The sequence below is a fragment of the Niabella sp. genome, from assembly GCF_030150205.1.
Lineage (GTDB): Bacteria > Bacteroidota > Bacteroidia > Chitinophagales > Chitinophagaceae > Niabella.
In genome coordinates, this window is the sequence record NZ_JASLGT010000012.1 from 72,791 (window position 1) to 86,917 (window position 14,127).

The 14,127-nt window shown below is 47.8% G+C and carries 13 protein-coding genes; 6 read left to right on the top strand and 7 right to left on the bottom strand.

Features of this window, described 5'->3' with window-relative positions:
- Positions 1-78 precede the first annotated feature (78 nt).
- A complete protein-coding gene (locus tag Q1V85_RS12025; protein WP_300600227.1) occupies positions 79-2,709 on the top strand; it encodes a glycoside hydrolase family 3 C-terminal domain-containing protein in 2,631 nt (876 codons plus the stop codon).
- A 13-nt stretch (positions 2,710-2,722) separates the two neighbouring features.
- On the opposite strand, the gene Q1V85_RS12030 is transcribed toward Q1V85_RS12025, so the two are convergent.
- The 6 genes from Q1V85_RS12030 to mqnC all read right to left on the bottom strand — a co-directional run bounded on the left by Q1V85_RS12030 (position 2,723) and on the right by mqnC (position 8,426).
- The gene (locus tag Q1V85_RS12030) at positions 2,723-3,013 is read right to left on the bottom strand and encodes a type II toxin-antitoxin system RelE/ParE family toxin (RefSeq protein ID WP_300600228.1); all 291 of its coding nucleotides are present in this window, start codon (positions 3,011-3,013) and stop codon (positions 2,723-2,725) included.
- Positions 3,007-3,222 carry a hypothetical protein gene (locus Q1V85_RS12035; RefSeq protein ID WP_300600230.1) on the bottom strand — a complete coding sequence of 72 codons (216 nt, stop codon included), beginning with the start codon at positions 3,220-3,222 and terminating at the stop codon, positions 3,007-3,009. Before Q1V85_RS12035 ends, Q1V85_RS12030 begins: the two co-directional genes overlap by 7 nt.
- Positions 3,223-3,338: 116 nt before the next feature.
- Complete coding sequence (locus Q1V85_RS12040) at positions 3,339-3,827, bottom strand: asparaginase domain-containing protein (protein WP_300600232.1); 489 nt, start codon at positions 3,825-3,827, stop codon at positions 3,339-3,341.
- A 275-nt stretch (positions 3,828-4,102) separates the two neighbouring features.
- On the bottom strand, positions 4,103-5,713 hold the full coding sequence (locus Q1V85_RS12045) for a Na+/H+ antiporter (protein WP_300600234.1): 1,611 nt from the start codon (positions 5,711-5,713) through the stop codon (positions 4,103-4,105).
- 236 nt (positions 5,714-5,949) lie between these two features.
- Positions 5,950-7,227 carry an NAD(P)/FAD-dependent oxidoreductase gene (locus Q1V85_RS12050; protein WP_300600237.1) on the bottom strand — a complete coding sequence of 426 codons (1,278 nt, stop codon included), beginning with the start codon at positions 7,225-7,227 and terminating at the stop codon, positions 5,950-5,952.
- Positions 7,228-7,301: 74 nt separating this feature from the next.
- A complete protein-coding gene (gene mqnC, locus Q1V85_RS12055; protein ID WP_300600239.1) occupies positions 7,302-8,426 on the bottom strand; it encodes a cyclic dehypoxanthinyl futalosine synthase in 1,125 nt (374 codons plus the stop codon).
- Positions 8,427-8,734: 308 nt separating this feature from the next.
- On the opposite strand from mqnC, the gene Q1V85_RS12060 reads away from it, so the two are divergent.
- Genes Q1V85_RS12060 through Q1V85_RS12070 form a run of 3 tightly spaced genes read left to right on the top strand, consistent with a single transcriptional unit; the run spans position 8,735 to position 12,581 of the window.
- Positions 8,735-9,100, top strand: coding sequence for an iron-sulfur cluster assembly accessory protein (locus Q1V85_RS12060; protein WP_300600241.1), 366 nt, complete (start codon positions 8,735-8,737; stop codon positions 9,098-9,100).
- Between the two features lie 32 nt (positions 9,101-9,132).
- Entirely contained in the window at positions 9,133-10,104 is a 972-nt protein-coding gene (locus Q1V85_RS12065) for a TerC/Alx family metal homeostasis membrane protein (RefSeq protein ID WP_300600244.1), read from the top strand.
- Positions 10,105-10,106: 2 nt separating this feature from the next.
- Positions 10,107-12,581: a bifunctional UDP-N-acetylmuramoyl-tripeptide:D-alanyl-D-alanine ligase/alanine racemase gene (locus Q1V85_RS12070; RefSeq protein WP_300600245.1), complete on the top strand. Its 2,475-nt coding sequence runs from the start codon at positions 10,107-10,109 to the stop codon at positions 12,579-12,581.
- A 189-nt stretch (positions 12,582-12,770) separates the two neighbouring features.
- Here the strand turns inward: Q1V85_RS12070 and Q1V85_RS12075 are convergent, their stop codons facing one another.
- Positions 12,771-12,947: a hypothetical protein gene (locus Q1V85_RS12075; RefSeq protein ID WP_300600247.1), complete on the bottom strand. Its 177-nt coding sequence runs from the start codon at positions 12,945-12,947 to the stop codon at positions 12,771-12,773.
- Between Q1V85_RS12075 and Q1V85_RS12080 the strand changes: the two genes are divergently transcribed.
- Positions 12,946-13,656 carry a lipoprotein signal peptidase gene (locus tag Q1V85_RS12080; RefSeq protein WP_300600249.1) on the top strand — a complete coding sequence of 237 codons (711 nt, stop codon included), beginning with the start codon at positions 12,946-12,948 and terminating at the stop codon, positions 13,654-13,656. The genes Q1V85_RS12075 and Q1V85_RS12080 overlap by 2 nt on opposite strands.
- A gap of 10 nt (positions 13,657-13,666) precedes the next feature.
- On the top strand, positions 13,667-14,026 hold the full coding sequence (locus Q1V85_RS12085) for a DUF6370 family protein (protein ID WP_300600251.1): 360 nt from the start codon (positions 13,667-13,669) through the stop codon (positions 14,024-14,026).
- The last annotated feature ends 101 nt before the right edge of the window (positions 14,027-14,127 follow it).

Consider the following 14,127-nt stretch of genomic DNA (forward strand, 5'->3'; position numbering starts at 1 on the left):
TTCAGCATCTGTTGGGGTAGCCTTTTTAATACATGTGCTATGGGTAAAATGGTGTATACAATTTTTGCAATTTGCCTTTTGCATTTATCATTGTGCGGAGCGGCGCAACATTTGCCTCCCTACAAAAATCCCTCCCTTCCCATCGAAACCCGCGTACAGGATCTTCTTTCCCGTATGACGCCGGAGGAAAAGTTCTGGCAGTTGTTTATGATACCGGGCGACCTGGATAAGGCTGCAGCGGGTCAATATAAGAACGGCCTGTTTGGCTTCCAGGTAAGCGCGGCCACAACAGGTGCTGGAGAAGCGGCGCAGCAAATGCTGAGCTATAACCAGAGCAAGGAAAATGCATTGACGCTGGCAAAAAAGATCAACGGTATCCAGCGCTATTTTGTTGAAAACACCCGGTTGGGGATCCCATTATTATTTTTTGATGAAGCGCTGCACGGACTGGTACGTAGTGATGCAACTTCCTTTCCACAGTCCATCGGACTGGCAGCTACCTTTGATACCGCAATGATGCGCCGGGTGGCCAATGCCATTGCCGATGAAACCCGGCAACGGGGTATCCGCCAGATCCTGACGCCCGTCGTGAACCTGGCCTCCGATGTGCGCTGGGGAAGAACGGAAGAAACCTATGGCGAAGATCCGTTTCTGACGTCGGCAATGGGCGTTGTGTTTGTAAGCTCTTTTGAAAAAAAGAATATCATTACAACACCTAAGCATTTTGTAGCGAATGTGGGGGATGGAGGCCGGGACAGTTACCCCATTCATTGGAGTGAACGTTACCTGGAGGAGACACATTTTCTGCCCTTTAAAGCCTGCTTTCAAAAAGGAGGAAGCCGGTCGGTAATGACGGCCTATAATTCATTGGATGGAACAGCCTGCACTGCCAACTCCTGGTTGCTGAATACAAAACTCAAAAAGGAATGGGGATTTAAAGGTTTTGTAATCTCAGATGCCGGTGCCACCGGCGGAGCCCTGGTACTGCATCATACCGCCGGTGATTACCCGGAGTCTGGCGCCCAGGCTATCAATGGCGGACTGGATGTGATTTTTCAAACAGACTACCAGCATTATAAATTGTTTGCCCCGCATTTTTATGATGGGAAGATCGACTTAAAGCGGATCGACGACGCCGTGGCTCGGGTATTGCGCGCAAAGTTTGAGCTGGGTTTGTTTGATCATCCCTACGTGGATGAAAAAAAAGCAGCTGAAAAATTTGATCACCGGCCGGTGGCAAAGCAGGCAGCACTTGAATCGCTGGTACTGCTAAAAAATGAAGACAAGATCCTGCCACTGGCAAATAATATCCGGAAGCTGGCGGTGATTGGAGCCGATGCTGCCGAAGCCCGGTTAGGCGGATATAGCGGCCCCGGTATTCATAAAGTATCGATATTGGAGGGGGTAAAGGAAAAGATCGGCACTTCTACGACGATCACCTATGCACCGGGGCCGGGCCGGAGTGATGTGGCCTGGAAGCCCGTTCCTGCCGACTTTCTTTGGCATTATGAAGGGACGGTCTTAAAAAAGGGTTTGCAGTTTAACGTATTTGACCAGATCGATTTTTCCGGACAACCGGTGGATGGGGGTGTGGATGCAGCCATCAATAAACTCTGGACACTTTCACGTCCGTCGCCAAACCTGAAGCAGGATTTTTATGCGGTTCGATGGGAAGGCGTATTCCGGCCGGATGTTTCGGGCAGTTACCAGGTAGGGCTAAATGGTAACGATGGCTTCCGGTTGTATCTTGATGACCGGCTGGTTATTGATAACTGGAAAAAAGAATCTTTCAGAACCCTGCTGACTCCGGTTTCTTTTGTAAAAGGGAAAGCGTATAAACTGAAGGTAGAGTATTATGAGCCCGTTGGTAACGGAACACTGCAGCTGATCTTCCAGGGAGCAGACGACCGTGCGGATAAGATCCGGGAGGCGGTTGCCATTGCTGAAAAGGCTGATGCGGTGATCATTGCTGCGGGCATTGAGGAAGGGGAATTCAGAGACCGGGCCCTGTTATCGCTGCCCGGCATGCAGGAAGAGTTGATACAGCAGGTGTCAAAAACAGGGAAGCCGGTTGTGGTGGTGCTGGTTGGAGGAAGCGCCATCACCATGAGCAACTGGATCCATAACGTAAAGGGGATCCTGCAGGCCTGGTATCCGGGCGAGGAAGGCGGTCATGCCGTAGCGGATGTGTTGATGGGCGATTATAATCCTGCCGGCCGTTTGCCCATTACGTTCCCATTGCATGAAGCCCAATTGCCACTGGTATACAATCACAAACCTACAGGCCGCGGGGATGATTATGAAAATCTGTCTGGCCGCCCCTTATTCTCTTTTGGCTTTGGATTGAGCTATGCCGATTTTGAATACAGTAATATCCGGTTAGATAAACGGAGCATAGGGGCCGCTGATTCCGTACATGTCCGCTTCACCATCAGGAACATAGGTGCAGTGGCCGGAGATGAAGTGCCGCAACTTTATATCCGCGACGATGAAGCTTCACTGGCACAGCCGGTACTGGCTTTGAAAGGATTTCAGCGGGTGCAACTAAAACCGGGGGAAACAAAGGAACTGGATTTTCTGATCACACCGGAATTATTGCAGATGCTGAACCAGGAGATGAAATGGGTAGTGGAACCCGGGAGCTTTAGTGTTATGATCGGCGCTTCTTCTGCGGATATCCGGTTGAGGACGAGTTTAACTGTAGAATAAAAAAAAGAGTGATTTAATAAGGGCGGGGCGATCTGTTTGTATGCCTGAGGCGGACAATACGGATCTGACTGTTTTTTACCCTGTAAGAAATGCGATAATGGTGTACTTCAAACGCACGCCATGTTCCATCATTATTGGTTTTGTACTTATCCGCGCGATGTTTATCTGGTTGGCCTGGTAAGCTCAGGACTGCATCAATAATTTCCTGCCGAACCTTTACTGCATTTTGATAGGAATCTTTTAGAATGTATTCGTAGGCCCTCTTGAGTTCATTTTTTGCAAGCTCGTTCCATACAATCACCATCGCTCCATTTCTTTTAGTAAGTCTTTCATTGTAGTGTATTTGCCGCTTTCAATTTCAGCATCACCTTTCTCCAGCTCCTGATTATATTCCTCCAACGTTTGTGAATTACCGGCAGTTTTGAATGGCACACCAAGGAACTTTAAAGTTTCCAAAAGAAACTTCTTCTTGGCGGAGTCGTTGATCCTGTCAAAATCAATAATCAGTTCCATAGTACAACAAATTTACACTTTTTTCTTTTGTCGGTGTTTTTGTCTTCCGGGACCAATGTGTCGGATAGGACCCTTTTCTGCAGGTAACCGGTTGCGGCTGATTGTAAATAGCTTCTTTACGTCAATTCCTCAAAAACGCCCGTTTGCCGGTTTTTACGCACTTTCCCCGCTTTGAAGTATTGTCCGTTCATGGCTACATAAACGCCATGGGGTAAGGATTGGGCAAAGGCAATGGCGCTGCCCAGGTTAAATAACCCATCGGAGCTGCCAAACTTAATGGGAATCATAGCGCCTGTTAGTACGATCGTTTTGTTTTTTACCCGTTCTGCTAATAACTGTGCGGTTACCGACATGGTATCCGTTCCATGGGTGATCACGATCTGCTCTTCTTCGCTTTGTTCGCATTGATAGGCGATCAGTTCGCGGTCTTCATCGGTCATCTCCAGGCTATCTACCATCATCAGGGTCCGGATTTCAACCGGAACGGTGTTGCGCCCTTTTTCCAGCAATTCATGCAAATGTGTATCCTTAAAATAAAGTTCACCATTCAACATATTGTACTCTTTATCAAAAGTGCCACCGGTTATAAAGATGCGTATTGCCATACCTGCAAAAGTATCGCATTTCGGCCAGCATGCAGGCGCGAAGCGGGTTGGTTGTGCCAAGGCCTGCTCGTTTTTTTAATTTAAATGAAGGGTATGGGATTTTATTAGTAGTTTCAACAGTGATCCCAATCAATCTTGCAAAATATAAAACGCATCGGTTAAATAAATTGATATTCTGAAATGAACCGACAGTTTTCAGTGGTCAGTTTTTAGTTATCAGCAATCAGTTATCAGTGTCAAGCAGCATCTGAGAGCTAACTGCTGAAAGCTCAAACCTATCGCCTCCGGCTTCTCAGCCGGGCCTCTTCCAAATCCAGTTCCCATTCCTTTTCCTTTATAAGCTCCTCACTGAAGGTTCCGTTTGACCGGTATTGCATCAGTTCCTCGCGTTTTACATCGATCAGCTCCAGCAGTAATTGCCGGAACCGCGGCATGGATTCATCGATCACCGTGTCGTCTCCGGATTTCAGTCCCAGCTTTTGCCGGGCAGCGTCAATCATATGACTATACCGGTTGCGCGTCAGCAAAAAGGGTTCGCTTTGCTCCAGGTCGTCTTTATAATGTGTATCGATGTATTTCAGCGAAAGCGCTGCCAGCCGCAATTTCAGCTGTTGGTTCTCAATATACCGTTTGTCTTCTGCAACATCCCGGATCTTTAGCAGCCGGATCAGGGGCGATATGGTAAGCCCCTGTATCACCAGTGTTACAATGATCACCACAAACGTAATAAAGAGGATCAGGTACCGGTAAGGAAACTCTACATTGTTTTTTACATAAAAGGGAATGGCCAGTGCTGCGGCCAGTGATACCACTCCCCGCATCCCACACCAGGCTACTAAAAAGGTTTCTTTATTGGTGGGAATTGCTGTGCCGGGCGACCATCTGCGTTTAATACGTACCCGGAGGTAATTAGAACTGTACACCCATATGATGCGGATGATGATCACCGCTGCGCTCATAATGAGTCCATAACCAAGGGCATCTTTTACGGTGTTCTTTGTAAAATTGGAAACGATAAACGGTAGTTGCAGTCCTATAAGGATGAAAATAAACCCGTTTAATAAAAACGTAAGCGTGTCCCATACGCCAGCCATATGGATGCGCGACTGGTATCCCAGCATCCGGTGTGTATGATAACTCAGGAATAATCCGCCTGCTACCACCGATAATACACCGGAGCAATGAAAGTACTCTGCCACCAGGTACATGACATAAGGCGATAGCAGGGTGAAGGCCGTATCAATGGCCGAAGTGGTGGGAAAAAAGCGCAGGATCAGGTAAATAATGCCTGCAATGGCGAGGCCGATACAAATGCCCATACCCGCTACAATAAAAAAGCTCCTGGTGGCCGTCCAGGCGCTAAACTGGCCGGAGATCACCGCCAGTAACGCAAAGCGGTATACAATCAAACTGGAAGCATCATTGACGAGGCTTTCACCTTCCAGCAGGTTTACCACGCTGCGGGGTACCTTTAACCCTTTCAATACGGAAGTGGCTGCAACGGCATCCGGTGGAGAAATGATACCCCCCAATACAAAGCCCAGTGCCAGCGTAAAACCCGGTATGAGGGCTGTGGAAAGAAAGGCAATGATAGTAGAAGTAAAAAATACCAGCCCAAAACCCAGCAGGGCAATCCGTCGTTTCAGTTTCCAGAAATCCGCCCAGGGCATTTGCATGGCCGCAGAAAAAAGGATGGGCGGCAGGAAGATCAAAAATACAATATCGGGGTTGATCTTGATTTCGGGTGTGCCCGGCAGCATGCTGATTACAAGGCCTGCGATTACTAAAAATATCGGGTATGAAATTTTTAGTTTATTACCCAGCATGGTGAGCAGGGTAATCAGGAAAAGCATGGTAACGATCAGTAAAAGCCTGCTTTCAATCATGCCTTAATATACGGAATTCTTTTGGGGAATTTGAAAATTTGAGAATGTGGAATTTTGAAAATGAAGATGTCGTTCCTGCTCCGTGATCTTTTTTCCGGTCGATATTCTATAGACGTTAGGCGATAGACATCTGGTATCCAGCATCTAAAATCCTGCGTCTTACATCAAGTATAAAACCGGGTCTAACGAGAAACTTTAAACCCCGTCCGACCGGGTCGTCCGGGCGGGCTCAAACCTTAAACCGCCTCATCCCGGTCTTCCGGCCGGATGATCATCCGGAAAGACTGGTCCCGGCTGAAATAAGCAATGATCCAGTTCGTTAACGTGCGGAGCCGGTTCTTTAATGTTAGCAATGACATTACGTGAATGAACAGCCAGATCAGCCAGGCGAAGAAACCACCAAAACGCATTTTGGGTTTGGTAAGATCGGCTACCGCTTTGTTGCGACCAATAATGGCCATCGATCCCTTATCTACATAGGTAAAGGGCTTTAATTGTTGCGGATGCAAGAGGTTCTTTGCGAGGTTGGCGCCCTGCTGAAGCGCCACCTGTGCTACCTGGGGATGCCCGTTGGGAAAAGCGGCGTCGGTGGTTTGCAGGCAGGTATCACCGATGGCATAGATGTTTTCAACACCCTGCACCTTATTATAGGCATCTACCTGCAAGCGTTTACCCCGCCCATAGCATTCCTCCGGGATACCTTCGAATGTTTTTGCCGCCACACCGGCTGCCCAGATCAGGTTCCTGGTTTCGATCGTGCTGCCATCAGACAGGAGTACCGTATCATTGATAAAATCCTTTACTGTGGTTTTTAATTTTACATGCACACCCAATGCTTCCAGCGATTTTTTTGAGTACTGCTGTGCGTTAGGTGACATGGGCTTCAGTACCGCATCGCCGCCGTCTACCAGGTATATTTCGCCCAGGTTTCTTCCGATAAGTTCGGGATAATCCTTGCGGATAATCGTAGCACGCATTTCTGCAAACATACCGGAGATCTCCACACCCGTAGGACCTGCACCGGCTACCACAAAAGTGACGAGCTTTCTTTTATAATCGGCATCCGTAGTGCGGGATGCTTCTTCAAGCCGGTTCAAAAGCGTATTCCGCATGGCTAACGCATCACTCAGCGTTTTCATGGGGATGGCGTTCTGTTGCACCTGCTCCATTCCAAAATAATTGGTAGTGGCGCCGGTGGCCAGTACTAAAAGATCATAGTTCAGGGTGCCGTTCGACAGCACGAGTTGCCGCTCATTGGGGAGTACTTTTTTTAACTCACCCATCCGGAAACGGATATTTTTTTTGCCTCTTAAAAATTTACGGAACGGATAGCTAATACTGGAGGGCTCCAGGAAGCCGGTTGCTACCTGGTACAGCAGCGGGGGAAAGAAGTTGTAATTGTTGCTGTCTACCAGGGTTACTTCAAATCCGGGTTTGTTGTTGAGCTTCTTGGCCAGGGTTACACCGGCAAATCCTCCACCAACGATCACTACTTTTTTAGAAGACTGGTCCATAGGAATTTGTTTTAATGATGAGCAGACCTGTGAGGTTTAATCCATTCCAGGAGAAACCTCACAGGTCTGTAGGTCTAATAATTCACCACCTGCTCCACAATAGCCTCCGGTATCTTACGCCATTCATATTTCTGCGTGCGCAGCTGGGGTTCAAAACCGGCTTCGCGAATGGCTTCCTGTATCGATTTATAGGTAAACCGGTGAGGGGCCCCGGCGGCACTTACCACGTTTTCTTCAATCATGATGCTTCCGAAATCATTGGCCCCGGCATGCAGGCACAGTTGTGCGGTGGGTTTGCCAACCGTAAGCCAGGATGCCTGGATATTCTTAATATTCGGAAGCATTATGCGACTCAATGCTACCATTTTAATGTATTCATCTGCGGTGGTAAGGTTGTGCACACCGCGTATCCTTGTGAGCAGGGTGTCTACATCCTGGAAGGTCCAGGCAATAAAAGCCAGGAACCCATTGGTACCTTCCGGTTTCCGGCTCTGTACTTCTCTTATTTTCACCAGGTGCTCAAAACGTTCTTCAATGGTTTCTACGTGACCAAACATCATAGTGGCGGAAGTGGTAATATCCAGCTTGTGTGCCTCGTGCATAATATCGAGCCATTCCTGGGCACCACATTTCCCTTTACTGATGAGGCGCCGTACCCGGTCTATGAGTATTTCGGCACCAGCTCCGGGCAATGAATCCAGGCCGGCATCTTTCAGGGCCTGCAATACTTCCCGGTGCGTGCTTTTTTCCAGTTTGGTAATATGGGCTATTTCGGGTGGCCCCAGCGCATGCAACCGGATGTCGGGAAATTCTGCCTTGATCTGCCGGAACGTATCTACATAAAACTGTAATCCCAGTTCCGGGTGGTGCCCGCCCTGCAACAGCAACTGGTCGCCCCCGTATTTGATCGTTTCCTCAATTTTTTTCCGGTAGGTGGGCATATCCGTGATATAGGCATCCGGATGCCCGGGAATACGGAAAAAATTACAAAACTTACAGTTGGCAATACATACATTGGTTGTATTTACATTGCGGTCGATCTGCCAGGTTACCTTCCCATGAGGCACCTGTTGTTTCCGCAGTTCATCTGCGATCAGCATCAGGTCGGAAAGAGGGGCATGGTGATAAAGAAAAACGCCTTCCTCCACACTCAAAAATTCAAACGCCGCGGCTTTTTTATAAAGATCCTGTAATATCATAGACTGTTGAAATAAAGTACAAAAGTACGACAGATGCTGCTAATTATGGTAAGGAAGGGAGGTGTTTCCGTATTATAACGTAACTATAAGGGAACTTAGAGGCCTTGGAGACATGCATACCCGTATAAATCAAATGAATGATACACCATGTCACCCCAGTCCCCAATGTCCTCTCATTAAAAGCCAGCCCCCGGTTTTGGCAAAAGCCCGTTTCTAAAGTATCTTTGCAAAGCAAAAGCAGAAGTAATCCCTGCGATGAACATTTTAGGCGGGATAATTGTTATTGTTACTTCTAAATAAAGGTAAAAATGACGGAGCATACTAAAAATACAATACCCGGAAACATCTATGTAAGCGAAAGCGCTAAAAAGCGCATCCGGGAAATTCTGGCTGAAAAGCAGGCGGAAGACAATGCTTCGTATTTTTTGCGGGTAAGCGTGGTCAGCGGCGGTTGCTCCGGCCTGAGCTATAAGCTGGATTTTGACAACCAGCAAAAGCCGATGGACCAGGTATTTGAGGATAATGATGTAAAAGTGGTGACCGATATGAAAAGTTTGCTTTACCTTTTAGACACCACGCTTGAATTTTCCGACGGATTGAACGGTAAAGGGTTTTATTTCAATAATCCCAATGCGTCCAGAACCTGCGCCTGCGGGGAAAGTTTTGCCGTTTAGATCAACTACCACATTAAAATACATACAAATAAATGACACAAGAACAGATCACGTACCTGGTTTTCGGGATCGTCATCGTATTGGCTTTGATCTTCGACCTGGGACTGCTGAGTAAAAAAAACAAAGTAGTCACCATAAAGCAGGCACTGTTACAGACCGTTTTCTGGGTGGCACTGTCGATGTGTTTTTTTGCATTTGTATGGTTTGAAGATGGCAGAACCTTTGCGCTGGAATACATCAGTGCCTACCTGATGGAATGGAGCCTGAGCGTAGATAATATCTTTGTGTTCATCCTTATTTTTTCATCCTTTGCCGTAAAGGAAAAACATTTTGGGCGCGTGTTGCTGCTGGGGATATTAATGGCCATCGTATTCCGTATCATATTTATTACGGTGGGCGTGGCACTGGTAGAGCGATTTCACTTTGTGCTGTATATTTTCGGCGCCTTCCTGCTGTATACGGGTATTAAAATGTTCTCCTCTGGTGAGGGTGAGGAAAAAGATCCTCATGACTATGCCATTTATAAATGGATCAAAAAAGTGATCCCGCTGGTGCCGCACGACGGTAACGGTAAGTTTTCGGTGATCGAAAATGGTAAAAAGAAATACACCATGCTTTTTGTGGTAGTGCTCATGCTGGCGGGGATCGACCTCGTATTTGCGCTGGATTCCATTCCCGCAGTAATGGGTATTTCCCGGCACCCCATGATCATTTATACCTCAAATATTTTTGCCGTGCTGGGCCTGCGTTCGCTCTTCTTCCTGTTAAGAGGTGCCGTAAATAAATTTGATTACCTCCAGCAGGGCATTGCTATCGTGCTGGTATTTATCGGGGTAAAAATGCTTTGCGAATATTGGATCAACCAGTGGCTCAGCAAACAGCAACAGGTAGGTATTTCCCTGGGTATTATCGTGCTTTGTATTGTGGGCAGTATCCTTTTTTCGATCTACAAAAAGAAAAAAGGTGTTCCGGAGGAAGTGGAAGATGGTAGTATAAATCAATAATTGTGGGCGATCAACCATATGCTATAAATGAAATTGCAGGGTTGCTGGGGCTGCAAACCCCGGCCGGAACTGCTGCCGGGATAATAGATACCCTGCTTACCGACAGCCGGAAACTGGTCTCCCCGGCTACATCCCTGTTTTTTGCTTTAGAGGGCCCGCAGCGGAACGGACATCTTTTTATTAGTGAATTATACAAAAAAGGTGTCCGCAGTTTTGTAGTGGCGCAACCGGCAGATGAAGCGGCTTATCCCGGTGCGATATTCCTGCAGGTAAAGGATCCGTTACAGGCCCTGCAGCAGGTAGCTGCCGCTCATCGCCATCGTTTTTCCATGGATGTGATCGGTATTACCGGTAGTAATGGCAAAACCGTGGTAAAGGAATGGCTGTATCAACTGCTGCAACCGTATAAAAATATGGTACGAAGTCCCAAGAGCTTTAACTCCCAGTTGGGCGTGCCACTGAGCGTTTGGCAGATGAGCGCCGAAAATAACCTGGCCATTTTTGAAGCCGGTATCAGCCGGCCCGGCGAAATGGAAATGCTGGAAGCCATTATTAAACCCACTATTGGTGTGCTGACCAATATCGGCCCGGCGCATGCCGAAGGCTTTAAAGATGATGCTGAAAAGCTCTCTGAAAAATTAAAACTGTTTAAACAGGCAAAGGTCATCATCGCCAATGGCGATCATCCGCTGATCAGCGAAGGCATCAAAAATTATCCGGCCATTTTTTTCTCCTGGGGCAAACAGGAGCATAACGCGGTGCAGGTGCTGGATATCCTGGTGAAAGAAGCGGAAACCGTGATCCGGATAAAGCCGCCGGATGCGGATCCTTTTGAATTAACGATACCGTTCACTGATCAGGCTTCTATTGAAAATGCGCTTACCTGTACCACGGTGTTGCTTTGGCTAGGCATTACGCCGGCTTCCATCATCAGTGGTATGAAGGGGTTGCAGCCGGTGAACATGCGCATGGAATTTAAACAGGGCATCAATAATTGCATTGTCATCAATGATAGTTACAGCGCGGATCTGAACTCGCTTACAGTAGCTCTGGAGTTCCTGCAGCAACAGGCCCGGGGCAAACGGAAAACGGTGATCCTTTCCGATATCCCCGAAAGCAAGGGAGAGGAACAGCAATTGTACCACACCATCCGGGAGCTGTTGCAACGTCATGGGGTAAACCGCCTCATTGGTATCGGTGAAAAAATGCAGGCACAGGCAGGCTTATTTACCGCTGTTCCGGAATGCTTCTTTTATATATCTACAGATGCATTTTTAGAGCAGTTTCATAGTACGCAGTACCTGGACGAATACATACTGGTGAAAGGGGCGCGCAAATATGGCTTTGAGCGCATTGTAAACCAGCTGGAACAAAAAGTGCATGAAACGGTGCTGGAGATTAACCTGGATGCCGTGGCGCAGAACCTGAAGCTGATCCAGCAGCAACTGAAGCCAGGAGTAAAAGTAATGGCCATGGTAAAAGCCTTTGGCTATGGGAGCGGCGCTGCAGAGATCGCCAATGTGGTGCAGTTTCATAAGGCCGATTACCTGGGTGTGGCCTATGCCGATGAGGGTGTGGAGCTTCGCAAGGCGGGCATATCCATCCCGGTAATGGTGCTCAATACAGAAGCCAATGCCTTTGATGCACTTACGGATTATAACCTGGAGCCGGATCTTTTTAGTTTTGAATTGCTGCATGCTTTTGAACGGCATGTAAAAAACGCCGGGTTAAAACACTACCCCGTGCATATAGAAGTAGAAACGGGCATGAACCGTACCGGCTTTGCGGTAAGCGATATGGCGGCCCTGGCTGCCTGTTTAAAGGACAATGAATGGATACGGGTGCAATCTGTTTTTTCGCACCTGGCGGCCAGTGAAGACCAGGTGGAGGATTCGTTTACCTTGCATCAATACGAACTGTTGATGGAAGCCGTTGGCGTGCTGGAAGGCACCATCGGTTATCCGTTTTTGAAACATATAGCCAACACTTCTGCAATATTGCGCTTTCCTCAATTGCAATTGGATATGGTACGGTTGGGCATTGGCCTTTATGGCATCTCCGGCAATGAACGGGTGCCGCTGCAAACGGTAGCTACATTAAAAACTACCATCTCTCAAATCAAAAAGATCAAAAAAGGCGAAACGGTGAGTTATAACCGCCGGGGCGTTGCTAAAGAAGATTCGGTGATCGCCACCCTGCGGATCGGGTATGCCGATGGCTATTCGCGCCGGCTGGGCAATGGCGTGGGCAAGGTTTGGGTAAACGGTCAGCTGGCCCCGGTGATCGGCACCGTTTGCATGGACATGACCATGATCGACATCACGCATATCCCCGGCGTAAAAGAGGGCGATGATGTCATTATTTTTGGCGCGCCCGTTCCCGTGCAGCAACTGGCCCAATGGATCGGCACCATTCCCTATGAGATTATGACCGGTATTTCACAGCGTGTAAAGCGGGTTTATTATGGTGAAGGGTAATGCCCGTTAGGTTTTTGGGCCCGGCTGTGGTACAGATAGCGGCTGTCTTGCGTCGCACACTGGTGCAGCAGTGCATTTTTTCATCGTTGAGGGGACAGGTGGGACTTGTGGGGCATGGGTATTACGGCTTTTTAGGAAGGTGAAATAATATGTGTTGCCCATCAACCAAACACTGAGGATTACTCCATGTCACACCAGTCGCCCAGGTCCCCCGAAAAAAAGCTGCCATATATTGAGCTGCTGAAGTGTGCGACGCAACACCGCTGCCACCAGCACCACAGCCCGGACAATAAAAAAAGCCATTTGCATCAGCATCTTTGCAATCGACAGCCATAAACCTAAACTCTCGTATATTTGCTGCCGCATGAAAGCAGGAAAATTAAGCACAGCAATTGGGATCATACTGTTGGTTTTATTGGTAGACCAGGTGGTAAAGATCTATATAAAAACACATTACCCGATAGGAGAGGTAACCCGCATTTTTGGAATGAACTGGGCGCGGCTGCACTTTATTGAAAACTCGGGTATGGCCTGGGGCTGGAAATTTGGGAATGAGGCCGGAAAAGTAACCCTTACCCTGTTCCGGCTGGCTGCCGTGATCTTTGGATCCTTCCTGCTGGTGCGGTTTGCCCGAGAAAAATATACCCGCGGCTTTATGGTTTGCGTGGCCCTGATCTATGCCGGTGCGCTGGGGAACCTGATCGATAGCATGTTTTATGGGATGATCTTCGACAAAGGGCTGCACTTTGACCCGGCATTTGGTGATTATGTAGGTTATGACGGTATTGCCAAAATGGGCGGCAAGGGGTATGCTTCCTTTTTACACGGCAGCGTGGTAGATATGCTATACTTTCCGATGGTGAAAACCCATTATCCCTCCTGGTTTCCCTGGGTGGGCGGACAGCCATTTGAATTTTTTGCACCCATCTTTAATATTGCCGATATGGCCATTTCTACCGGCGTAATTGCACTGCTGGTGTTTCAAAAGAAGTTTTACCGGAAAACGGGCGGGGTCGGGTCATCCGATGAAGTGGTTGCAAATAATTCCGGCAGCGAAACATCGTCTGCAGATTAAATACGATACCATGAAGACCGTTCTTTTTACCTTTTTTCTTACCGCGCTATTCCTTGGAGCACAGGGGCAAAAGGCATCTAAAGCAACGGCACCGGATCCATCAAAAAAGATACAGGTTGTGGACGCGGCCTGCGGCGAATGCCAGTTTGGAATGGAGGGAAAAAGCTGCGACCTGGCAGTAAAGATCGATGGCAAGTCTTATTTTGTGGATGGTACTTCTATTGATGATCATGGAGATGCCCACGCTAAAGACGGTTTTTGCAACAGCGTCCGGAAGGCGGAGGTTCAGGGTGAAGTGATGAACGGCCGGTTTCAGGCTACTTATTTCCGGCTTTTGGACGACAAAAAGAAAAAAATATCAAAAAAATAGACGGTTTTTTCTACTGAAAATTTATACCAAGAACGCCTGAACAGGGCGTTTTTTTGTTTCACAGATGATTTGAAATGTAGCAAAAGGGAAAATTAACGGGC

What these genes read in the sequence shown, in the direction of transcription:
- Q1V85_RS12030 (WP_300600228.1), bottom strand. Translation starts at nt 3,013, where the DNA reads ATGGTGATTGTATGGAACGAGCTTGCAAAAAATGAACTCAAGAGGGCC.
- Q1V85_RS12035 (WP_300600230.1), bottom strand. Translation starts at nt 3,222, where the DNA reads ATGGAACTGATTATTGATTTTGACAGGATCAACGACTCCGCCAAGAAG.
- Q1V85_RS12040 (WP_300600232.1), bottom strand. Translation starts at nt 3,827, where the DNA reads ATGGCAATACGCATCTTTATAACCGGTGGCACTTTTGATAAAGAGTAC.
- Q1V85_RS12045 (WP_300600234.1), bottom strand. Translation starts at nt 5,713, where the DNA reads ATGATTGAAAGCAGGCTTTTACTGATCGTTACCATGCTTTTCCTGATT.
- Q1V85_RS12050 (WP_300600237.1), bottom strand. Translation starts at nt 7,227, where the DNA reads ATGGACCAGTCTTCTAAAAAAGTAGTGATCGTTGGTGGAGGATTTGCC.
- mqnC (WP_300600239.1), bottom strand. Translation starts at nt 8,426, where the DNA reads ATGATATTACAGGATCTTTATAAAAAAGCCGCGGCGTTTGAATTTTTG.
- Q1V85_RS12060 (WP_300600241.1), top strand. Translation starts at nt 8,735, where the DNA reads ATGACGGAGCATACTAAAAATACAATACCCGGAAACATCTATGTAAGC.
- Q1V85_RS12065 (WP_300600244.1), top strand. Translation starts at nt 9,133, where the DNA reads ATGACACAAGAACAGATCACGTACCTGGTTTTCGGGATCGTCATCGTA.
- Q1V85_RS12080 (WP_300600249.1), top strand. Translation starts at nt 12,946, where the DNA reads ATGAAAGCAGGAAAATTAAGCACAGCAATTGGGATCATACTGTTGGTT.
- Q1V85_RS12075 (WP_300600247.1), bottom strand. Translation starts at nt 12,947, where the DNA reads ATGCGGCAGCAAATATACGAGAGTTTAGGTTTATGGCTGTCGATTGCA.
- Q1V85_RS12085 (WP_300600251.1), top strand. Translation starts at nt 13,667, where the DNA reads ATGAAGACCGTTCTTTTTACCTTTTTTCTTACCGCGCTATTCCTTGGA.